The sequence below is a fragment of the Arachnia propionica genome (assembly GCF_003932785.1).
Lineage (GTDB): Bacteria > Actinomycetota > Actinomycetes > Propionibacteriales > Propionibacteriaceae > Arachnia > Arachnia propionica_B.
In genome coordinates this window covers 21,310-42,828 of record NZ_RQYT01000010.1, presented here as the reverse complement: position 1 = coordinate 42,828, position 21,519 = coordinate 21,310, and the positions used below count along the sequence as shown (strand labels likewise).

Sequence of the window (21,519 nt, the reverse complement as noted above, 5' to 3'; positions counted from 1 at the left end):
GATGAAGCGCATGACTCTTGCAGTCATCAGTCTCGCGGTGGGGGCCGTCGGGTGCACCGGCGGCCCCGGCCCGGCACCTGAGCCGACCGCCCCTCCCTCTCCCTCCGACGAGGCATCCGTGGCGACGAGTGCCGCAACTGACAACGCAGCTGACCCCTTTGCGATTCAGCGCAACGCGAAGGACCTCTTCGCCCCACTCCCGCTGGACGCCTACAGACTGACCACGGCTGAACGGTATCAGTTGGACTCGGCCATCAAGGTCTTGGTTGACCGCTGCATGGCGGATTTCGGGTTCCCACCGGGAGAGGAGCTCCGCCCTCTGGAGGAGTTGGTGATAGATGAACGCGAAGCGAGGAACCGCCTCTATGGTCTGACCGATGTTGAACAGGCCAAGGTAACGGGCTTGTTGCCAGCATCCGTGCTGGCATCCAACAGTCGACCGAAGGAGAAAGAGGACCCCACAAAGATCTTCGTGCTACTTGGGAGCAAGGATGGGGAAAGCGTCGAAGATCAAACAGAATCCCCCGGTGAAATCGATGGCAAGGCGATCCCACCCAATGGCTGCCTCGGGGATGCTCGCAAAAAGATCTACGGCACGAACAGCACCATGATCAACTTCGTGGTCGCCGGGGATCTGACGTTCGCTGTTTCTGAAAAAGCCGGGGCCGATCCCAAGGTTGTCGCAGCCGAGAAGAACTGGGTGTCCTGCATGGCGGGAAGAGGCTATTCGGTCCAGGGGATGAAGGATGACACGGAGCGGGACAAGGCGACGGCCGGTTTGAAGGAGGAGGAGCGCCCGACCAAGGAGGAGATCCAGTTGGCCGTGGCCGAGGCCGAGTGCAACAACGAAGTGGGCTACCACACCGTTGCCAATCAGGTGAACGTCGAACTGCAGAACAAGGCCATCGAGGAACATCAGCTTGCTCTCACAGAAGAGCGGCAGAGGATCGACGACGTGCTGGCGAAGGCCAATGAGGTGCTCAAGGAGAACTGATGGGTGAGCCGAGACACGCCTCCTCCACCCCGATGCAGCGGCGGCTGCGGCTGCTCGGATACATTGTCGGGCTGGCTGTGGCCTTCGCAGCCGGCGGGGTGGTGGCCACGCAGTTCATGTCAACCCCCGAACAGCGTGCCGCCAATGCCGAGGCCCCACCGGCCAGCACCCTGACCGCCACCGTCACCTCCCGTGAGATCGCCAACACCGTGGTCACCCGGGGCGATGTGACCGCTTCGGAGGCCGTCGACATCCTGGCGGGACGCACCTACCCCAGCGCCACAGCCATCTTCACCGCGGTGCGGGCCAAGGTGGGCGAGAGCGCTGCCGCGGGCACCGCCGTGGCGGAGGTCAACGGGCGACCGATCCTCGCCCTGCCCGGCGAACTCCCGGCCTATGAGGACCTCGCCACCGGCTCCACCGGACCGCTGGTCACCCAGCTGCAGGCTGCACTCAGGGCCGCGGGGGCAACCATCGACGACCCCGAGGGCCTCTACGGAAGGTCCACCGCTGCCGCCGTCGCCGAGCTGTACACCAGGGCAGGCTACGCCGCCCAGGACAGCCTGCCCGCCAGCGAGGTGGCCTTCGTTCCCTCCCTGCCCGCCAGGGTGATCAGTTCCACCGCCCGACGCGGTGGGCCCGCCGCTGAGGCATCCCTGAAGCTGGCCGCAGGTGAACTGGTGGTGACCATCACCAACCCGGATCGGGACCTCGCCGCACTTGCCCGCCAGGACGTCCCCGTGCGACTGGCCAACGAACTGACCGGCGAAGCAGCCGACGCCACCATCCAACCGGTCACGACGCAGACCGAGGGTGGGGAGGCCGGCACGGACCAGACCGCAGGAGGCCAGGACAGCGCACAGCCCGACGGCCAGGCCGGAGGCAGAGGCACCGTCCTCACCATCGTCCCGAAGGAACCCCTCCCACTCACTTGGCTCGACAGCAGCGTCCGGGTCACCGTCACCGCCGCGGCATCCGAGGGCAGCGTGCTGGCCGTCCCCCAGGCCGCGGTCCACACCGACAGCCGGGGCCGCACCGTCGTGACCGTCGTCAAGGACACCCGGCGACGCGATGTCGAGGTGGTCGTCGGAGCCACGGGAGAGGGCTACGTCCAGATCACCGGCGAGATCAACGAGGGCGACGAGGTGGTCATCGGGGTGTCGACATGACCGTTCCGGTCATCGAACTCGACCACATCAGCCGCACCTACCCCGGCCCACCACCCGTCCACGCCCTGGTGGATGCCACCGTCACGGTCAACGAAGGTGACTTCGTGACGGTGGTGGGGCCATCCGGGTCCGGGAAGTCCACCTTCCTCAACGTCGTCGGGCTGCTGGACCTGCCCACCGGCGGCACCTACCGGCTGCGTGGCGTCGACACCACCACCCTCGACGAGGACGCCCGCACCGGACTGCGTGGCTCGCAGATCGGATTCGTGTTCCAGGCCTTCCACCTCATGAACCACCGCACCGCCGTCGAGAACGTCGAACTGGCGCTGCTCTACAACCGGGCTGACCCCACCACCCGGACGGCACGCGCCGAACGCGCGCTGGAACAGGTCGGACTGGCCGCCCGCGCCCATGCCCTGCCGTCACAGCTCTCCGGCGGTGAACGGCAGCGGGTCGCCATTGCCCGCGCCCTCGTCACCAACCCCGCCCTGCTGTTGTGCGACGAACCCACCGGAAACCTGGACTCCGCACGGACCCTGGACGTGCTGGCCCTGCTCGAGGACCTGCACTCCAGCGGGCTCACCATCATGCTCATCACCCACGACCCCACCGTCGCCGCCCGCGGCGGACGAACCCTCGACATCCGGGACGGGAGGGTCACCGAATGACCACACCCACCTCGCACCTGCGGTTCAAGGACCTGCTGCTGGAATCCGTCGCGGCCCTGCTGTCCCGGCCCCTGCGCTCCGTGCTCACCTGCCTCGGCACCATCATGGGGGTCGGCACCCTCGTCGGCGTCGTCGGACTCACCACCACCGCCCAGGCGCAGGTCTCGGCCCGATTCGACGCCTTGGCGGCCACCACCGTCACCGTCGAGGACCACCACACCAAGGAACGGGTGTTCACCCCGGCCACTGCCGAGAAGGTGCTCGGCCAGGTCAACGGGGTGACCGCCGTCGGGTACTCGTGGCCGATCTCCGAGGTCGAGACCATCCAGGCCACACCCACGGCCCGACCCGTCACATCCACCCGGGTCACCGCCGTCAGCAGCGGCCTGTTCGACGCCGTCGAGGCCGAGGTCTCCAGCGGACGGGTCCTCGATCCCTTCCACGACAACGCGAAACTTCCCGTCGCGGTTCTCGGCCAGCTGGCAGCCGACCGGCTGGGCATCTCCGACGTCAGCACGCAGCCCGCGATCCTGCTGGACAACCGCCCGTTCACGGTGATCGGGATCATCACCGCCACCCAGCGTCGACCCGAACTCCTCAGCGAGGTGCTGATCCCCGCCGAGACCGCCCTCACGATCTACCCGGAACCCGAGGGCGGGGGGAACAACGCGGCGACGATGCTCATCACCACCCGCGCCGGTGCCGCCCAACAGGTCGCCCAGGAGGTGCCGTGGGCGATCAGCCCGCAGGACACCGGGCAGGTCTCCGTGGCGCCACCCCCCGACCCCAGGTCGCTCAGGGAGTCGGTCAACCGCGACCTGTCGACCCTGCTGCTCATCCTGGCCGGGGTGTGCCTGTTCATCGGAGCCGTCGGCATCGCCAACACCACACTGGTCGCGGTGATGGAACGGGTCCCTGAGATCGGGCTGCGCCGATCCCTGGGAGCCAGACCGATCCACATCTTCGGTCAGATCATCACCGAATCGGCCATGCTCGGCACCCTCGGCGGCCTCATCGGGGCGACGGTGGGGATCTTCGTCGTGCTCATCGTCTCGCTCACGCAGCACTGGGCGCCGGTGATGGACCCGTGGTTGGCGCTCCTGGCCCCGCTGCTCGGGCTCGTCGTCGGGGCGTTGGCCGGACTCCAACCGTCCTGGCAGGCCTCCCGTATCCAACCGACGGAGGCACTGCGACGATGACGAACACCACGCTGACAGCCGGTATGGTCAGCCCGTGTCCACCTCCCCGCGTCGTCGATTCCTCGCTCCCGGCGTCTGTGCCCTGGTGGCCGCCGTGGTCACGGTGCTGTGCCAGCTGGCGGCCCATCCGACCCCCTTCCACCCCAGCCGGTTGCTGAGTGTTGCCGTGAACGATCCCCTCGCGGCCCTCATCGCACAGCACGACCCGACATTCCACTTCACCGTCCCCGCCGATCACTACGACGGGATCTACTACCTCGCGATGGCCCTCGACCCGTTCGCGACGGGGCAGGCCCACGACCTCATCGACCTCGCCGCCTACCGGTACGGCCATCCCCTCCACGGCTGGCTCGCCGCTCTGCTCTCCGCCGGGCAGCCCGCCGCGATGCCGTGGGTGTTCTGGGGGCTCAGCGTCGCCTCCATGGCCGCCGCCGCAGCCCTCATGTCCCTCCTCGCCAGGCGGCTCGGGGCCTCGCCGTGGCTGGGCCTGCTCGTCTGCTTCATGCCGGGGCTGCTGTTCAGCGCCACCACCGCCCTGACCGAACCCACCCAGGTGGCCCTCATCTGCGCGCTGCTGCTCGCCTGGACCCGCGAACGACGACCCTGGCTCGCGATCGCCGCCCTCGGCGTCGCCCTCTGTCTGACGAAGGAGCAGCTCGTCCTCGTCCCCGTCGCCCTCGGCATGATCGAGGCATGGCGTTGGCTCCGCAGGCGAACTCTCCTGGATTGGCGCCCCATCCCGGCGCTCCTCGCCGGTCCGCTCGTGCTTGGCGTCTGGCTGCTGTACATCCGTTCGCGGTTCACGGCCGAGCAGAGCACCTACGACGACGGCAACATCGGCCTCCCCGGCGCGGGCTGGTGGGAGACCTTCGACCTCGCCACCCGGCTGCGGGTCGGCGACTTCCTCTCCTCCCAGGTCGGTTCCACCGCCGTCCCCGGCCTCGTCGCGATCGCCGCCCTGCTGATCCTCGCCTCGGTGGTGGGCATGATCCATCACCCGAGCCTGGGGCTCGTCCTGCTGCTCCAGACCGCGCTCATCTCCACCCTGGGGTGGCGGACGCTGCTCTACCCGCACGAGATGTTCCGCATCCCGTCGGTGGCGGTGTGCCTCGCGTTGTTCGTCCTGGCCGTCTCCCTGTCGGCGCCGCGCCGTCAGGCCTCCACCTGACGGGCCCGGAACTGATCGGCCGTGAGGCGACGGCGGGCCGCGATCGCCAGGTAGGAGCAGGCCAGGGCGATGGCCGCGAACAGCAGCGCCCCGCCGCCGAGCCCCACCAGACCGGACCCGTGGGAGAGCCACGTCCGGACCAGCAGCAGGCCGTTGTGGAGCGGGGACCAGGCCGCCACCTGGGTCAGGAGTCCCGGCACCGCCGAGGTCAGCCCCAGCCCGACGGTGAGGACCAGCAGCAGCGCCGAGACGCCACGCCCGAGGTTGCCGAGCCACCCCGCGAGGGCGTGGTTGACCAGCACGAAGGACGCCCCGACCAGCCCCAGCAGCGCGGCCGCACCGAGGGTCCGCCCCAGCGGCAGCTGCAGCACCATGCCCGCGACGAGGCCGATGACCAGCCCCTGACCGGCCCCGATGAGGGTGGGCACCCCAAGGGTGCGCAGCCACAGCGTCGCCGAGGTGCGGGAGCTGGTGACGAGATCCGACGGGACGGGGGCAGCGAAGGCGTAGGCCAGCAGCGCCCCCAGCCACAGGGCGGCGACCGCCAGCAGGGCCGTGATCGGCACCATCGCGGGGGCGGCGAGCCCGCCGGTCCGCTCGATCGGGGAGGCGACGACCCCGGCGAGGGTGTCGATGTCGCTGTCCGAGAAGGTGGGCAGCTCGCTGGCGGCGCCTGAGAGTTCGGTGTGGAGCCGGTCCACCCCGGCCGCGAGAGCCGTGGCCCCGTCGCTGAGCCGGATCAGCCCCTGTCCGAGCTGGGCGGCACCCCGGCCGGCCTGCGAGACGCCGTCGACGTACTGGACGGTCCCGTCGGCGAGGCTCGACGCGCCGCCGCTCAGTTCCTTCGCCCCGGCGGCCAACTCGCCCGCCCCCGACGACAGTCGGTCGGCCCCTGCGGACAGCGCAGCCGCTCCGTCGGCGGCGGTGCTGACGCCGTTCGACAGCTTCCCGGCCCCGGAGGCGAGGGTCCCGGCCCCGTCGGCGAGGTCGCCCGCCCCTCTCGCCAGCGAGCTGGCCCCCTCGTTGAGCCTCGACGAGCCATTGGCCAGCGCCTGGGTGCCCGCCGGGAGGGCTGCCGTCTCGGTGCCGAGGGTCCGGATCCCCTCCAGCAGCGTCGTCGCCCCCTCGCTGAGCGCGGGGCCGTTCTCCTTCAGCGGCGCGGCCTTGGTGGCGAGCTCATCCGCACCGGACCGCAGCTTGCCGACGCCGTCCACGAGTTCGGTCACCGCCGTCTGGATGGTCGTCGGCAGGGCCTGGAGCACGTCGAGCGGATCGGCACCATCGGGCAGGTCCTTGCCGAGCAGGTCCCGGATGCCCAACGCGGGTTTGGCGATCCGCAGGGCCAACCCGGACAGGGCCCTCACCGACTCGAGCGGGGTCATGCCGGTGCGGGGATCCTTCCTGCGGAGTTCGTCCCGCACGATGCCCGCCCCGTACCGGATGCCCTTGCCCATCCCGTCGATGACCCCCTGGGCGTAGATCTGGCCGAGCTGCTGGCACTGGTCGGGGTCGGTGACCGGGCACTGCCACTCCGAGATGATCCGCTTCGCCAGCTCCTCCACCTCGGGCGGGGTCGGGGCGGATCCCTCCGCCACCGCGTCGACGGTGGCCTCCAGGGCGGTCAACCGCTCGTCGAGGCGTTGCACGTCCGCGGCGAGCTCCTCGTAGGTGACGGTGGCGGGGTCGCGGTCCGGGAAGTACACCGTGAACGCTCCCCGCGCCTCCTTGAGCGCCGGGACCAGCTCATCCATGAGGGTCTGCAGCTTCGCCATGGCGTCCGCGTCCAGCTTGCCCTTGAGTCCGTCGTCGAGGACGACGAGGCCGTCGCGCAGCTGCCCGACGCCGTCCACCGCGGCCCCCGCCCCGGCGGTGTAGTCGGGGACCGCCCCGAGCACCGCCTCGGCCCCGGTCGTCAGGGCGGTGACCCCCTCGGTCAGCTTCGGGGCCTTCTCGTTGAGCTGCTGCACCCCCTGGTCGAACTGGTTCACCCCCGAGGCCAGCGACGACGCGCCGTCGGACAACTGCCGGGAGCCCGCGGCCAGGTCATCCGACCCGGAGGCCAGCGACGACGCCCCGTCCGCCAGCTGCCGGGAGCCGTCGGCCAGATCGCCCGTGCCGTCGGCGAGGGTGTCCGCGCCCTCAGCGAGGGCCCCGGCCCCGTCGCTCAGCTGCGACGCCCCGTCGGAGAGCTTCCCGGCCCCGGATGACAGTTCGTCGCCCTTCCCGGCCAGGGTGTCCAGACCCGTCGTCAACTCCTCCGCTCCCGTGGCGGCATCCGACACGCCCCCGCTGAGGGCGGCGGCCCCGTCGTCCAGGGTCGAGACCCCGTCCACCACCTGCGTGAACTGCTCCCCCAGGGTGTTGAAGCCGACGTAGACGTTCTCGAGATACGACTTCGTGACGGTGGCGTTGATGGTGTCGGTCGCGATCCCCGCGACCTCCCGCGCCAGGGCGGCGTCGTTGACGGCGGAGTTCGCGGACACCGTCACCTGCACCGTCGCGTGGCGGGCGATGACGGCCTTGTTCTCGCTGAAGGAGGTGGCCGCCTCGGAGAACTCCTCAGGGATCGTCACGACGGCGGCGTAGCGGCCCTCCGCCAGCCCGGCACGCCCGTCCTCGGCGTCGGCGAGGGTCCACGAGATCCCCTCCTCGTCGCGGGCGACGATCTCGGCGGCCAGCTGACGTCCCAGCGGGACCACCTGGCCGTCGATGGTGACGGCCTTGTCGAGGTTGACCACCGCCGCCTGGACGGCCCGGCGTTCGCTGCCCCTCCCCACGCCGAGCAGCATCGCCACGGCGACGAGGGGGAGCAGCGTCATCGCCGCGATGGCCCGCCAGCCGAGTCGGTGTCCTGGGTGCATGCTCTCCGGTCTCATCGCAGGCTCCTGTCTCGTGGTGGGGCGGCATCGAGGACCCCGTCGAGGTCGAGGGGGTCGAGGAAGGATTCATGGCTGGCGCACAGCACCAGTGCGGCGTCGGCGTCGGCCCGGGTGCGGTCGATGAGCGCGTCGAGGAGGCGGCGCCCCTCCGTCGTGCTCACGCACTCCACCGAGTCGATGAAGGTCACGGAACCGGGTTTGACGACGGCACGCGCCAGCGCGGCCTCGACGTCGCGTTCCCCGGCCAGGTCGATGAACCCGGTGCGACGGTGGACGGCCGACTCGGCCCCCGGTAGCAACTGGCCCGCGACCCGGGCGCGACCTCCCGTCGCCCCGAGCCGCCCGGACAGCACGAGGGCGGTTCCGGTGCGGGTGGCGACGGGGCCGGCGATGCCGACGACGTTGCCGCGGCTCAGCGCGACACTCGTCGGCGGCACGAGCCCGGCCACCTCCAGGTCCTCGGCGTGGAGGACGTGATCGGTGCCCGGCCAGTCGGCCATGCCGAGTTCACGGGACAGCACCTCGCCCTCGACGTCGAAGGTCGGCAGCACCCGGTCCAGCCAGCGGGGCAGCCACCATGCCCGCTCCCCGAGCAGGGCCAGCACGGCGGGGACGAAGGTCATCCGGATGAGGAAGGCGTCGAGGGCCACCCCGACGGCCAGGGCGAAGGCGATCTGCTTGATCGACGCCATGCCGCCGGGCACGAAGAAGGCGAAGACGGCGCACATGATGACGGCGGCGGCCACCACCACCCGGCCGGAGGCGACGTAGCCGTCGCGGATGGCCTCCAACGGGGGTTTGCCGTGGACGTACTCCTCCCGGATGCGGCTGACGAGGAACACCTCGTAGTCCATGGCCAGCCCGAAGAGGATGCCCATGAGCAGGATCGGCAGGAAGGAGATGACGGGCATGCCCCGTTCGAAGTTGACGATCTCCTTGAACCAGCCGTCGTTGAACACCAGCGCCGTCGCCCCGAAGGCCCCGCCCAACGACAGCAGGAACCCGACGGTGGCCTTCACCGGCACCCACACGGACCGGAACACGGCGGCCAGGAGCACCAGGGACAGCCCCACGACGAGCAGCCCGAACGGCAGCAGCGCTTTGGCGAGACGGTCGGCGACGTCGATCTGCAGGGCGGTCATCCCGGTCACGGCGGTCTCGACGTCGTGGCGTTGCAGCCACTCGTCGTGCCGGTCGCGCAGGGCCTGGACGAGGTCGGCGGTGGCGGGGTCGTCGGAGGCGGTCGTGGGGACCACCTGGATCATGGCGACCTCGGCGTTCCGGTTGGGGGTGGCCAGCGGGACCGCGGCGACCCCCTCCACGGTGAGGATGTCCTGCTTGAGATCCTCGACGAGGCCGAGCGGGTCGGTGGAGCCGATGATGTCGGCGGTCACGACGAGTGGCCCGTTGCGTCCCACGCCGAAGTGCCGGGCGATGAGGTCGTAGGTGATGCGGTCGGGGGCGTCGGGGGCGTGATGGCCCGAGTTCGGCAGGGCGGAGTGGAGCCGCAGCCCGGGGACGGTGAGCGCGCCCAGCACCGCCACGACGGCGAGGATCACGACGACGGGGCGCCTCGTGACGATCCCCACCCACCAGCGGTAGGAGGAGGGACGCCCGGGGGCCGCGTGTTCGGGTCGATGTCGTGGTCTGGGCCGCATCCGCTCCCCCATGAGCCCCATGAGGGCGGGCAGCATGGTCAGGGCGATGACGACGGCGGCGACGACGCCGAGTGCCGCGAAGATGCCCATGATGGTGAGGAACGGGATGCCGGAGACCCCGAGCCCCAGCAGGGCGATGAAGACGGTGAGTCCCGCGAAGACGACGGCGGATCCCGCCGTCCCGATGGCGCGGGCCGTCGACTCCTCCGGGGCCATGCCCTCCCGCAGCTGGTCGCGGTGTCTGGAGAGGATGAACAAGGCGTAGTCGATGCCGACGGCGAGCCCCAGCATGAGCGCGAGCATCGGGGTGGTCGAGGTGATCGGGGAGATGCGGGCGACGAGCAGGAGGACGGCCATCGTCACCACGACCCCGGCGACGGCGGTGACGACCGGCAGCCCTGCGGCGACGAGGGAGCCGAGCACCAGGGTGAGCACGACGAAGGCGACGACCAGGCCGATGCCCTCGACGGGGCTGATCTCGGGGAGCTCGATGTTGAACACCTGCCCGCCCATGTCGACGGTGGCGCCCGGCGGCAGCTGGCCGCGCACCCCGTCGGCGACCGCCGTCAGTTGGTGGAGCTGGTCGGGGGTGGCGGGGCCGGCGAGATCGGCGAGCAGGACGACGATGGCGGCGCGGCCGTCATCGGAGATGAGGTCGGTGATGAACTCGTTCCACGGGGACGTGGCGGAGTCCACGAAGTCGAGGCCCTCGAGCTGGGTGACGGCGCGCTCGATGACGTCGCGGAACTCGTCGACGCGGTGCCCCTCCTCGGCGACGAAGATCATCATGCCTTGGGTCATGGCGCCCTGGGGGAAGGTCATCCGGAGCTTGTCGATGGCCACCTGGGAGGAGGAGCCGGGGATCTTGAACACGTCCTCGAACTGGCCCCTGAACCCGATGGCCAGTCCCCCGAGGACGACGAGGACGGCCAGCCAGGCCAGCAGCGTGGTCCGGGCGTGGCGGTGACACCAGCGACCGAGTGCGTAGAGCTGGGCGGACATGGGACCCCATTTCGATACACCGATGAATCCATACACCACTGTACTGGATACATTCGTGCATGGAAACCCGTCGGCCGGGGCTATCATGACGCCATGACCGAGTTGACCCCCCGGCGCGAGGCCACCGTCACCCGGTTGGTGGAGGCGGCCATCGAACAGTTCGCCACCCATGGGATCGACGCCACGAGCGTCGAACAGATCTGTGAGGCCGCCGGATTCTCACGCGGGGCCTTCTACTCCAACTTCGCCTCCAAGGACGACCTCTGCGCCGCGATGATCCAGCTGTTCCAGGACCGGCTGCTCGACGCGCTGGAGAACACCATCACCTCACTGCCCGACGAGGCCGGGACCGAGGCCCGGATCGAGCAGGTCCTCGACACCGTCTCCTCCGTCATCAGCCCCACCCCCCAGATGACACTGGCCCTGCTGGAGATCAAGCTCCGCGCCCAACGCAACCCGGAGCTCCATCGCCGCCTGACCGAGGCCGACGAGCGCACCCGCCCCCGCCAGGTCGCGTTCATCGAGGCGCTCGCCGACTCGCTCGGCGTCCGGTTCACCCTGTCCTTCGACGAGGTGCTGCGGGTCTTCGAGGCCCTCTTCTTCTACAACGCCCACTGCGGCGAGGCCAGCCGGGCACGCACGGTCATGGCCCCGCTGGCCCTGGCCCTCATCAAACGGTAGGAGGTCGCATGCGCATCGAGCATCTCGAGACCCACGCCCCGGGGCAGCCCGACTTCCGCAACAACGTGTGGCTCGTCGGCGACGACACCGAGGTGATCGTCATCGACCCGGCCCACGACGCGGCCGGCGTGGCCGAGGCGGTGGCGGGGCGGACGGTCCGGGCGGTCCTGCTCACCCACGGCCACTGGGACCACGTCACCGCGGCGCCCGCATTCGCCGCGCTCGTCGGGGATCCGCCGATCCACCTCAACCCGGCCGACCGGTTCCTGTGGGAGGAGGTCCACCCCGGGGTGCCGTTCCAGCCCCTCCGCGACGGCGACGGGTTCACCGTCGCGGGCGGGAGCCTCAGGGCGCTGGCCACCCCCGGCCACACCCCGGGCGCGACCTGCCTCGTCACCGACGGGGTGGTGTTCAGCGGCGACACCCTCTTCCAGGGCGGGCCGGGCGCCACCCGCTGGGACTACTCGGACTTCGACCTCATCATCGCCTCCATCCGGGACCGGCTGCTCCCGCTCCCCGACGCGACACTCATCCACACCGGGCACGGCGAGTCCACCACGATCGGCGCGGAGAAACCCCACCTCGACGAGTGGATCGCCCGCGGCTGGTGAGTCAGATGTCGATGGCCATGTCGGCGATCACCCTGAGGTCCGCCGGCGAGGGCTTGGCGACGATCCACCGCGTCGGGAAGGTGCCCGGATGCACGGTGACCAGGTGCGGCAACCGGGCCTGGAGGTGCTCGAACCACACCATGTGGTGGGTGCTCTCGCTGAGGACGAAGCCGACCTGGTCGACGCGCGGGATGCTCGTGGTGTCCAGCTCGCAGGAGATGGCGGTCCAGGTGAAGACCTGCCCGTCCCGTCCCGCAGCCTCGAACGAGGCGAGATGGTCGACGACGGGCGGGTCCTGCGCCGCCAGCGCCTCCCGGCAGGCCTCGTAGGCGCGCCCCTCGGCCCGGATCCGCAGCAGCCGGAGCCGCTCCACCACCTCCGGGGCGACGGGTGGCAGGTACTCGCGCCAGACGCCGTCGACCAGCAGGTGCGGCACCGGGTGCACCGAGTCCCGCTCCGGCAGTACCGCCTCGAGGGCGTCGATGAGCGGGTGCCAGCTGTGGGTCATCGAGTTGACGAGGATGAGGTCGCCGCGGGTGGCGGGGATGACCAGCCACGGCGTCCCCGTCGTCCGTTGATGATGGTCGAGGGCATCGGCCAGCGCGGTCGGGTGGGCGAACCAGGACGACTCGTAGGCCTCCGGCTGGACGACGGCGAGCACGTCCGGCCCGTGGGGCAGGGCCCGCAGCATCGGCCCGGTGACGAGCCGCGTCAGGTTCGTCGCGGCGACCTGCCGCCACCTGGCCACGGATTCCGGGCTGCGGTCCTCGGGCAGTTCGTCGGCCCCGACGAGACGGATCTGGCTGGGGGTGTCGATGGCGAGCCCCAGCCCGATGAAGCCGGTCAGCCGGTCCCACAGCGGGGTCTGGAGTTGACCGTGGGCCACGAAGTAGTCGGCGCTGCGCACCAGTGGCAGCACCTCATCGAGGTTCACCTCGACCTCCGCCCCGGGGTCGACGTGCTGGGCGAGCAGCTGATCGACGCGGGCCAGCCACGCCTCCCGCGACTCCCCCGTCGCCGGGGACAGCAGCCCCAGGGCCAGACCGGCCTCCCGCCCGTCACGGAACCTCACCTGCAGCATCCCGGCGCGCACGTGGTCGTCGGGCTGGGGGGTCGGCACCTCGGCGACGGCCGGGTGGCTGCGAACGAGCGCGATGATCTCCTCCGTGTCCATCGGCCAAGCCTACGACCCCGGCAGGGCGGACGCGCCGTCCTTCGGCATCCGCCCTGCGCGCTCGATGCTCACCGCGAACCCTGGGTTATAGGGTGGGAGGGCACGGATAGGAGCAGCAATGAAGGTTCTCATCACCGGCGGGGCCGGATACATCGGCAGCACCGTCGCGTCGGCCTGCGAGGACGCGGGTCACAGCGTCGTCATCCTGGACGACTTCTCCACAGGACGGCGGGAGTTCGTCGGCGACCGCCCCCTCTACGAGGGCGACATCGCCGATGACGCCCTGCTGGACCGGCTCTTCAAGGAGCAGGACATCGATGCCGTCGTCCACTGCGCGGCCAAGATCATCGTGCCCGAGTCCGTGGCCGAGCCGCTGGCGTACTACGAGAACAACGTCTCCAGGACCGTCACCCTGCTGGGGGCGCTGCAGCGCAACGGCATCCGGCGGTTCCTGTTCTCCTCCTCGGCCTCCATCTACGCCCCCGACGAGAACTTCGTCGTCACCGAGGACTCCCCGCTGGAGCCTGGCTCCCCCTATGCCCGCACCAAGTACATGGTCGAGCTGATCCTGGAGGACTTCACCAGAGCCAGCGACGTGCGGGTGGCGTCGCTGCGGTACTTCAACCCCATCGGCACCGACCCGAAGCTGCGTTCCGGCCAGCAGCTGGAGAAGCCCTCCCACGTGCTGGCGAAGCTGCTGGAGGCCTGGGTGAACAAGGAGACCTTCACCGTCACGGGCGTCGACTGGCCGACCCGTGACGGCTCCGGCATCCGCGACTTCATCCACGTGTGGGACCTCGCCCGCGCCCACGTCGCCGCACTCGAGGGCTTCGACAAGGCCACGGCCGAGACCCCCTACCAGGTGTTCAACATCGGCACCGGCAACGGCGTCACGGTCAAGGAACTCGCCGCCTCCTTCGAGGAGATCACCGGCGACCCCCTGAAGGTCCAGTTCGGCGACCCCCGCCCCGGCGACGTCGCGGGCGTCTACACGGTCTCGACGAAGGCGCGCGACCTCCTCGGGTGGCGGGCCGAACTCACGGAGATCGACGCCGTACGCGACGCCATCGCCTGGCTGCCGGTACGCAGGGAGAAGCTGGGTTACTGAGCGTCGGTGGCCTCGGCCCAGAGCTGACGGCGCTGTTCCGCACGGCGCAGGTCGAGCAGACCTGTGACGGTGAACACCGCCGTCAGTGTGAGGAGTGTCCAGAAGAGTTTGCGGATCATGCAGGCCAACCTACCCTCATGACCGCGCACTCGGGGCTCCGGAAAGACCCGGGTTGCACCCCGAAGCGCAGATCGGTGACCCGGGTCTGACGCCGCGGCGCCGCGCCTCCACCTAGGCTTGCACCCCATGAGGATCCAACGCCCCCGCATCTCACGCCGACTGGTGGTCGACATCGGCGTGGCGGCTGTCGTGTGGCTCGCGTTGGTCGTCCCCACTCTGACGGTGACCTCCGCCCACGTGGGGGTCGCCTTCGGGTGGTCGACCCTCATGGTGGCCTCCGTCGCCCTGCGGCGCGAGTACCCGATGTGGGCCGTCGCCGTGTGCGCGGTTGCGGGCTTCGGCATGGTGGCCACCACCCCGCGGCCATCGCCCGCGGTTCTGGTCGTCCTCGTGATCGTCTACTCGGCGGCCCGTTACGCCAGCGACCGGACCCGGCTCGCGGTGGTGCCGATCGGGATCGCGGCCTCCATTGTCGGCCCGCTCACCTGGGTGTCCACCCTGCCGTCGGAGCAACGTTTCATGTTCGGCGGGCTGCTGATGATGCTGTGCCTGTCCCTGGTGACGAGCAGTTTCCTCATCGGGCAGCAACTGCGCTACCAGGTGCAGCGCGCCGCGATGGACCGTCTCATCGCGGAGGAACGGTTCCTGGCGGGCAGCCGAAGCTCCCAGCAGGAGAGCGAGATCGCCGACAACAAGGCGCGCGCCGAGGTGGCGCGGGAGCTTCACGACGTCGTCGCGCACTCGCTGTCGGTGATCGTCGTGCAGGCGGAGGGCGCGAAGGCACTGGCCACGAAGAAACCCGAGGCGGCCATGGACGCGCTCAACGTGATCGCGGCGACGGGGCGCTCCTCGATCGGGGAGATGCGGCGCATCGTGTCGTTGCTGCGGGGCGAGTCGGACGCGGCCTTCGGCCCGACCCCGTCGCTACGGCAGATCCCGCAGATGGTGGCGAAGGCGGGGGACCGGATCTCGCTGGAGATGCCGGAGGACATCCCGACGGTACCGGACTCGCTGGGGTTGGCGGTGTATCGGGTGGCCCAGGAGTCGGTGACGAACTTCCTCAAGCACGCCGGCCCGACGGCGGTGGCGCAGGTCGTGGTCCAGTTCGACCCGGACGCGGTGCAGATCCGGGTCAGCGACGACGGGATCGGCAGCCATCGTGCCCCCGACGGGCCGGGTTCCGGGGTGCGGGGGATGCGCGAGCGGGTGATCGCGATGGGCGGTACCTTCAAGGCAGGTCCCCGCACGGGCGGGGGATTCGAGGTGAGGGCGCGTATCCCGTTGCCCTCCCAGCTCGGCAGGAGCTGGCTGACGAGAGGAGTGGACAGTGATCAGGGTTCTGCTGGCTGACGACCAGTCGCTGGTCCGCAGCGGATTCCGGATGCTCATCGACTCGGCTGACGACATGGAGGCCGTCGGCGAGGTCTCGAACGGGGCCGAGGCGGTGGCCGTCGTCAAGGAACGTCCCGTGGACGTGGTGCTCATGGACATCCGGATGCCGGTGATGGACGGCACGGAGGCAACCCGGCAGATCACTGCCCTCGGCGGGGACACGAAGGTGCTGGTGCTGACCACCTTCGATCTCGACGAGTACGTCTTCGCCGCGCTGCGGGGCGGCGCCTCCGGCTTCCTGCTCAAGGACGCCCTCCCAGAGGACCTGCTGGGCGCGATCCGTACGGTGGCGGGCGGGGGTGCCATCGTGGCGCCGTCGGCGACGAGGCGGCTGCTGGACCATGTCGCACCGAAGCTGCCCGTGGGCAGGAAACGGGACGACACCCGGCTGGACGGCCTGACGGACCGCGAACGGGAGGTCCTCATGGAGGTGGCGCGCGGCGCGAACAACGCCGAGATCGGGGCCCGCCTCTACATGGCGGAGGGCACGGTCAAGACCCACATCGGCAGGCTGCTGTCGAAGCTCCAGGCGAGGGACCGGGTGGGCCTGGTCCTCGTCGCCCACGAGTGCGGCCTGCTGGACTGACCACGGAACATCGACCACCTCTCGAGCGTCGGTTCCGCGCGCCCGCTTGAAAAATGACCGTGGTCATTTTTAGACTGTGGTCATGAGTGAGCGGGTGGCCCGACGGCGGGCCGAGACCAGACGCCGGATCGTCGACGTCGCCATGCGGCTGTTCGTCGAGCGCGGCTACGACAACGTCACCGTCGCCGACATCACCGAGGCCGCTGACGTCGCGAAGGGGACCTTCTTCACCCACTTCCCCAGCAAGAGCGACATCTTCCGCTACGTCGGCAGCGAGGCCGTCGACGCCATGGCGGCCGCCGCCACCGGCGAGGGAACCGCCAGGGAACGCATCACCGCCGCCCTCGATGCGGCCGCCCGGTGGCACGTCGAGCACCAGGACCTCGGAAGGCAGATGCTGCTCGTGCGTTCCTTCAACTTCGCCAAGGACCTGGGCTCCGACAACCAGCGACGGTTCTCCGGCATCGTCATGGACCTCCTGGCGGAGGGGGTCGCCTCGGGGGAGTTCCGTTCCGACCTCGCCGTCGCCGACGCGGCCCTGCTGATCCAGGGCACCTACTACCTCAGCGTCATCACCTGGTTGAGCACCCCGGAGGACCGGCCACTGAACGACCGCATGGACGCCGCCCTCGACGTCCTGTTCCGGGGCATCCAGTGAGCCGCGCGGGAGTGATCGGCGCCGGGGTCACCGGTGCGGTTGCCTCCGCGCTCATGCAGACCCTGCTCACCAACGCCACCCCGCGTATCGTCGCCGAACTGCACGCACCCCACTGGTACGGCTTCGTCGGGGGCTGCTACCTTGCGATGTCCACCCTCACCCTGCCGGTCTTCGCCCAGTGGGCCGACCGGATCGGACCCCGGCGCGTGTTCGCACTGGGACATCTCTGCTTCGCCGCCGGGGCGCTCGGGGTCGCCCTCGCCCCCGACATGGGGTGGCTGCTCGCGGCCCGCGCCCTCCAGGGTGTGGGTGGCGGGGCCATCGCCCCTGCCACGGTCGCCGCGATCGGCATGGTCCACGACGAGGATCAGCGCGGCCACGCCCTCACGTGGTTCGCGCTCAGCCAGGTGGTCGCGAACGGCATCGGGGCGCCGCTCGGTGGGTGGATGACCGACGGCCCCGGTTGGCGGGTCGGCATGGCCGTCACCGTCCCCATCGGGCTGTTCTCCCTCGTCCTGGCCCGGCACCTCCCCACCCGGGACGTGCCACCGAGGTGGTGGGGGTTCTCGGCGCGCGCCCAGTGGCGGATGTGGCAGGACGCCCGCCTCGGCACCTCGGCGGCGCTGGCCCTCCTCCTCGGGGTGGTGATGCTCGGCTGCCTCACCTACGCGCCGCTGCTGCTGCAGGACCGTCACGCCCTGTCCCCCACCGTCACGGGCTGGCTGCTGCTGCCGATGCTGCTCGGGCTGGGCGCAGGGGTCGCCGTCTCGGGCCGCCTGGAGAAACACCCCGCGATCCGCCCCATGAGTTGGACGCTCGTCCTCCTCGGCACCGTCGCCGCCCTGGCTCCGTCCCCCGTCGTCGTCGCCGTCGGGTTCGGCCTCGGCGGCATCGGCCTGGGGGCCGCCTACCCACTGCTGCTCCTCGACGCGCAGGCCGCCGTCGACCGCGAGCACCTCGCCCGGGCGAGCGGGCTCATCCAGTTCGGCCGCAACGCCGGCGCCGCCGTCGGGGTGCCCCTGCTGAGCCTCTGGCTCGCCGCCGGATCCGCCGCCCTCCCCGGACTCTTCCTCACCCTCGCCGTCACCGCGCTGGCGGGGCTGCACCTCACCCGAAAGGCCATCCCATGATCATCGACCTGCACTGCGTCGGCAAGGACGACCTCGACCTCGTCGGCGGGAAGGGGGCGAACCTCGGGGAGCTGATCCGGATGGGGATGCCGGTCCCCGACGGGTTCTGCCTCACCACACAGGCCTACCGCCGGGCCGTGGCCGCCCTGCCCGGCATCACCGCGGAGACGGTGGCCCGTGCGGAGCTGCCTGACGGATTGGAAGCGGAGCTGCTGGAGGCGACGGCCGCGCTCGGCGGCCCCGTCGCGGTCCGGTCCTCCGCCACCGCCGAGGACCTCCCGGAGGCATCCTTCGCGGGCCAGCAGGAGACCGTCCTCGGGGTCGTCGGCGACGACGTCATCGCGGCCGTGCGGCGCTGCTGGGCCTCGCTGTGGAGCGAACGGGCGATCGCCTACCGCCGGGAGCAGGGCATCGACGACGCGGACGTGGCCCTGGCGGTCGTGGTGCAGCGGATGGTTCCCGCCGACGCGGCAGGCGTCGCCTTCACCGTCGACCCGGTGACGGGCAGCCGCGAGGTGAGCATCGAGTCCGCGTTCGGGCTGGGCGAGTCAGTGGTCTCCGGGGCCGTCACCCCGGACGCCCACCAGGTCGGGCGTCGGATCCGGCGTCGGCCCGGGGTGAAGGCCACCCGCATCGACCTCGCCCCGAACGGATCGACCGTCACCCGCCCCGTCGCCGACCCGACGGCACCGGCCATCACCGACCGTCAGGCCCGGCGGATCGCCTCCCTGGCCCTCCGCGTCGAGAGGCACTACGCAACCCCGATGGACATCGAATGGGCGCTGGAGGGGGATCGACTGTGGCTGCTCCAGGCCCGCCCCGTCACCACGAGCATCGAGAAACGCCCGGGGTTGCTCGCCCGGATGTTCCGCGACGACGTCATCGAGCACTTCCCCTCCCCCCACCCGCTGGACCTGGCGATGGTGGAGATGCTGCTGCCGATCCTGGCCTCGGTGGCGCGCCGGATCGGACTGGAGATCGAGGGCGTCGACGACTTGGTCACGATGGACGACGACGGGGTGGCGCGCATCGGCCATCCCCGGGTGCGGGTCCGCGCGCCGTGGCGGATCTGGACGTCGCTTCGACGCAGGAACCGGCTCGACCCGCGCGACTGGGAACACGCGGAGGGGCGTCGCGCCCGGCAGCTCGCGGCACGGTTCTCGACGCTGCCCCTGGACCCCCTCACCGACGGGGAACTCGCTGCGGCGATGGTCGAACTCCTGGCCGAGGCCCGAGAGATCGTGGATCGGCGGATGCAGTACCTGAGCCAGCACCTCATGCGGGGGCTGCGGCTGGACGCGCTGCTGCGGGTGACCCGCTCCGGGCTCTCCCAGTTCGACCTCCTGGGCGACCTCGACTACGTCACCGCCACGCTCAACCGGGAACTCCACGAACTGGCGACCAGCGCCCCGGCGGAGGTCCACGCCCTGCTGAACCGCAGCCCCATCGACGTCGAAGCCCTGCGCGGCACCGCGTGGTGGGTGGATGTCAAGGCCTTCCTCGACCGCTTCGGGGCCCGCGCCACCCGCATGTACCAGGTCTTCTCCAGCCGGTCCTGGCGCGAGGACCTGCCCGGGTTCCTCATGCTGGCGGCGATGGCCGTCGACGCGCCCCCGACGAAGGACATCCGCCTGCCTCGTTTCCTGGTCCGTCGGTTCCCCCGGCTGCTGGCCGACTACCGGGCCGGGCACGTGATGCGGGAGGCGTCGGTGCAGGAGTTCGAGGAGTTGGGGGTGGCGATGCGTCGGCTCGCGGGGCAGGCCGCCGGGCGTCTCGGGCTGACCCGCGAGGAGGCGCTGTTCCTCACCCTCGACGAGACCCTGCGGGCGCTGCGCGGCGAGGGGCTCGACGTGGCGGCCCTCGTCGAGCGTCGGCAACCCGAGCGGGACCGCGCGGAGGCGGTGTGGAGTGCCTCGACCCACGGCGCCGCCACCGCCAACGCCTCGGGCGACGGTGTTCCCGCCAGCCCGGGACGGGCCAGCGGACCCGCGCGCATCATCCACGGGCCGGAGGACTTCCACCGGTTGCAGCCCGGCGATGTCCTGGTGTGCCGGGCCACCGACCCGGCCTGGACGCCGCTGTTCGCCCGCGCCGTCGCCGTCGTCGCGAGCACCGGGGGTCGGCTGTCCCACGCCGCGATCGTCGCCCGCGAGTACGGGATCCCCGCCGTCCTCGGGGTGCCGGAGGCGATGGACATCGTCGACGGGACCCGACTCGTCGTCGACGGCTCGGCCGGGACCGTCAGCGGATGACGGAGGCGAAGGCGCTGACCGGCTGCGGTTCCGCCACGGCCGGGGGCGTCGGCTGCGGGGTGGGCAGGGTTGGGGTGGGCGGCGGCGCGTCGCCGAACATCGAGCGGCGGCCCTCGAAGGCGCGGCCGAGGGTCACCTGATCCGCGTACTCGAGGTCTGCGCCGACGGGCAGCCCCGAGGCAGGACGGGTGACGAACACCCCGAAGTCGCGCAGCATCCGGCTGAGGTAGGAGGCGGTGGCCTCACCCTGGGTGTCCGGGTCGGTGGCGAGGATCACCTCGGTGACCACCCCGTCGGCGAGCCGCTGGAACAGCTCCCGGGTCCGCAGATCGCCCGGGCCGCGGCCGTCGATGGGCGAGATGGCCCCGCCCAGCACGTGGTAGAGCCCGCGGAACTCGCCGGTGCGTTCGATGGCGACGACGTCCTTCGACTCCTCCACCACGCACAGCAGCGACGGGTCACGGCGCGGATCCCGGCAGATCCGGCACCTCGACTCCTGGGTCACGTTGAAGCAGACCTCGCAGAACTGGGCGGCCTCCTTGACACGACGCAGCACCTCCGCGAGCCGGAAGACCTCCTCCTCCGGGGCGTCGAGCAGGTGGAAGGCGATGCGCTGCGCCCCCTTCGGGCCGACGCCGGGCAGCCGGCTCAGCTCGTCGATGAGGTCCTGGATCGGGCCCTCGTACAACTCAGAACCCCAGTCCCGGGATCTTCGGGGCCGCGGCGGAGGCGGCCTGTTCCGCGTCCTGCCGGGCCGTCCGGTAGGCGGCGACGATGAGGGCGCCGAGGGTCTCGGTGTCCTCCGGGTCGCAGGCGGCGGGCGCGATGGTCACGTCGACGAGGTCCCCGAGGCCGTTGACCTTGACCTTGACGAGTTCCCCGCCGGCGGCGGCCTCGAACTCCTGGCCTGCGAGATCGTCGCGGGCAGCCATCATCTGCTCCTGCATCTGCTGGGCCTGCGCCAGCAGCGCGTTCATGTCCATGCCCTCGAACATCTCGGCTCCTTCTGTGTCGTGTCGCGTCCATGATAGGAGGTCGCACCGACCAATCCGGGATGTCGCAGCGCGGCG

Annotated in this window: 18 protein-coding genes and 1 pseudogene; 13 read left to right on the top strand and 6 right to left on the bottom strand. The window is 70.8% G+C overall.

Annotated features, from left to right (window positions below):
* Nucleotides 1-10 precede the first annotated feature (10 nt).
* From EII35_RS06270 to EII35_RS06250, 5 genes are read left to right on the top strand one after another with little or no spacing between them, the layout of a single operon-like run.
* A complete protein-coding gene (locus EII35_RS06270; protein WP_125227605.1) occupies nt 11-994 on the top strand; it encodes a hypothetical protein in 984 nt (327 codons plus the stop codon).
* The gene (locus EII35_RS06265) at nt 994-2,163 is read left to right on the top strand and encodes an efflux RND transporter periplasmic adaptor subunit (RefSeq protein WP_125227604.1); all 1,170 of its coding nucleotides are present in this window, start codon (nt 994-996) and stop codon (nt 2,161-2,163) included. Before EII35_RS06270 ends, EII35_RS06265 begins: the two co-directional genes overlap by 1 nt.
* Nucleotides 2,160-2,831, top strand: coding sequence for an ABC transporter ATP-binding protein (locus tag EII35_RS06260; protein WP_125227603.1), 672 nt, complete (start codon nt 2,160-2,162; stop codon nt 2,829-2,831). Before EII35_RS06265 ends, EII35_RS06260 begins: the two co-directional genes overlap by 4 nt.
* Nucleotides 2,828-4,030, top strand: a complete 1,203-nt coding sequence (locus EII35_RS06255) for an ABC transporter permease (protein WP_125227602.1) — start codon at nt 2,828-2,830, stop codon at nt 4,028-4,030. The genes EII35_RS06260 and EII35_RS06255 overlap by 4 nt, the downstream gene beginning before the upstream one ends.
* A gap of 34 nt (nt 4,031-4,064) precedes the next feature.
* Nucleotides 4,065-5,198, top strand: a complete 1,134-nt coding sequence (locus tag EII35_RS06250; RefSeq protein ID WP_125227601.1) for an AZOBR_p60025 family cell surface glycopolymer formation protein — start codon at nt 4,065-4,067, stop codon at nt 5,196-5,198.
* Here the strand turns inward: EII35_RS06250 and EII35_RS06245 are convergent.
* Together EII35_RS06245 and EII35_RS06240 are read right to left on the bottom strand one after the other, a co-directional pair.
* Nucleotides 5,183-8,074, bottom strand: a complete 2,892-nt coding sequence (locus tag EII35_RS06245; RefSeq protein ID WP_125227600.1) for a hypothetical protein — start codon at nt 8,072-8,074, stop codon at nt 5,183-5,185. The two genes, EII35_RS06250 and EII35_RS06245, sit on opposite strands and share 16 nt — an antisense overlap.
* Nucleotides 8,071-10,737 (bottom strand): MMPL family transporter, encoded by a 2,667-nt coding sequence (locus EII35_RS06240; protein WP_260465036.1) that lies wholly within the window; start codon nt 10,735-10,737, stop codon nt 8,071-8,073. The genes EII35_RS06245 and EII35_RS06240 overlap by 4 nt, the downstream gene beginning before the upstream one ends.
* Nucleotides 10,738-10,830: 93 nt before the next feature.
* Here EII35_RS06240 and EII35_RS06235 point away from each other — a divergent pair, with 93 nt between their 5' ends.
* Both EII35_RS06235 and EII35_RS06230 read left to right on the top strand, forming a co-directional pair.
* Nucleotides 10,831-11,418 carry a TetR/AcrR family transcriptional regulator gene (locus EII35_RS06235; protein WP_125227598.1) on the top strand — a complete coding sequence of 196 codons (588 nt, stop codon included), beginning with the start codon at nt 10,831-10,833 and terminating at the stop codon, nt 11,416-11,418.
* An 8-nt stretch (nt 11,419-11,426) separates the two neighbouring features.
* Nucleotides 11,427-12,029 carry an MBL fold metallo-hydrolase gene (locus tag EII35_RS06230; RefSeq protein ID WP_125227597.1) on the top strand — a complete coding sequence of 201 codons (603 nt, stop codon included), beginning with the start codon at nt 11,427-11,429 and terminating at the stop codon, nt 12,027-12,029.
* 1 nt (nt 12,030) lies between these two features.
* Here EII35_RS06230 and EII35_RS06225 read toward each other — a convergent pair whose 3' ends face one another.
* Entirely contained in the window at nt 12,031-13,203 is a 1,173-nt protein-coding gene (locus EII35_RS06225) for a hypothetical protein (RefSeq protein ID WP_125227596.1), read from the bottom strand.
* A 118-nt stretch (nt 13,204-13,321) separates the two neighbouring features.
* On the opposite strand from EII35_RS06225, the gene galE reads away from it, so the two are divergent.
* Nucleotides 13,322-14,311, top strand: coding sequence for a UDP-glucose 4-epimerase GalE (galE, locus tag EII35_RS06220; RefSeq protein WP_125227595.1), 990 nt, complete (start codon nt 13,322-13,324; stop codon nt 14,309-14,311).
* Here galE and EII35_RS16470 read toward each other — a convergent pair.
* Nucleotides 14,305-14,430 (bottom strand): hypothetical protein, encoded by a 126-nt coding sequence (locus EII35_RS16470; RefSeq protein WP_260465035.1) that lies wholly within the window; start codon nt 14,428-14,430, stop codon nt 14,305-14,307. The genes galE and EII35_RS16470 overlap by 7 nt on opposite strands.
* 127 nt (nt 14,431-14,557) lie before the next feature.
* Between EII35_RS16470 and EII35_RS06215 the strand changes: the two genes are divergently transcribed.
* The 5 genes from EII35_RS06215 (at nt 14,558) to EII35_RS06195 (ending at nt 20,449) form a co-directional block, all read left to right on the top strand.
* The gene (locus tag EII35_RS06215; protein WP_125227594.1) at nt 14,558-15,781 is read left to right on the top strand and encodes a sensor histidine kinase; all 1,224 of its coding nucleotides are present in this window, start codon (nt 14,558-14,560) and stop codon (nt 15,779-15,781) included.
* Nucleotides 15,782-15,812: 31 nt separating this feature from the next.
* Nucleotides 15,813-16,409: a response regulator gene (locus EII35_RS06210; RefSeq protein ID WP_260465041.1), complete on the top strand. Its 597-nt coding sequence runs from the start codon at nt 15,813-15,815 to the stop codon at nt 16,407-16,409.
* 82 nt (nt 16,410-16,491) lie between these two features.
* On the top strand, nt 16,492-17,067 hold the full coding sequence (locus EII35_RS06205; protein ID WP_125227592.1) for a TetR/AcrR family transcriptional regulator: 576 nt from the start codon (nt 16,492-16,494) through the stop codon (nt 17,065-17,067).
* Nucleotides 17,064-18,197 carry an MFS transporter gene (locus EII35_RS06200; RefSeq protein WP_221739689.1) on the top strand — a complete coding sequence of 378 codons (1,134 nt, stop codon included), beginning with the start codon at nt 17,064-17,066 and terminating at the stop codon, nt 18,195-18,197. The genes EII35_RS06205 and EII35_RS06200 overlap by 4 nt, the downstream gene beginning before the upstream one ends.
* Nucleotides 18,194-20,449: a PEP/pyruvate-binding domain-containing protein gene (locus tag EII35_RS06195; protein ID WP_125227591.1), complete on the top strand. Its 2,256-nt coding sequence runs from the start codon at nt 18,194-18,196 to the stop codon at nt 20,447-20,449. Before EII35_RS06200 ends, EII35_RS06195 begins: the two co-directional genes overlap by 4 nt.
* Before the next feature lie 106 nt (nt 20,450-20,555).
* Here the strand turns inward: EII35_RS06195 and recR are convergent.
* Both recR and EII35_RS06185 read right to left on the bottom strand, forming a co-directional pair.
* A pseudogene (gene recR / locus EII35_RS06190) lies at nt 20,556-21,137 on the bottom strand (recombination mediator RecR); the annotation flags it as partial.
* Nucleotide 21,138: 1 nt separating this feature from the next.
* The gene (locus tag EII35_RS06185) at nt 21,139-21,444 is read right to left on the bottom strand and encodes a YbaB/EbfC family nucleoid-associated protein (protein WP_125227590.1); all 306 of its coding nucleotides are present in this window, start codon (nt 21,442-21,444) and stop codon (nt 21,139-21,141) included.
* Nucleotides 21,445-21,519 lie beyond the last annotated feature (75 nt).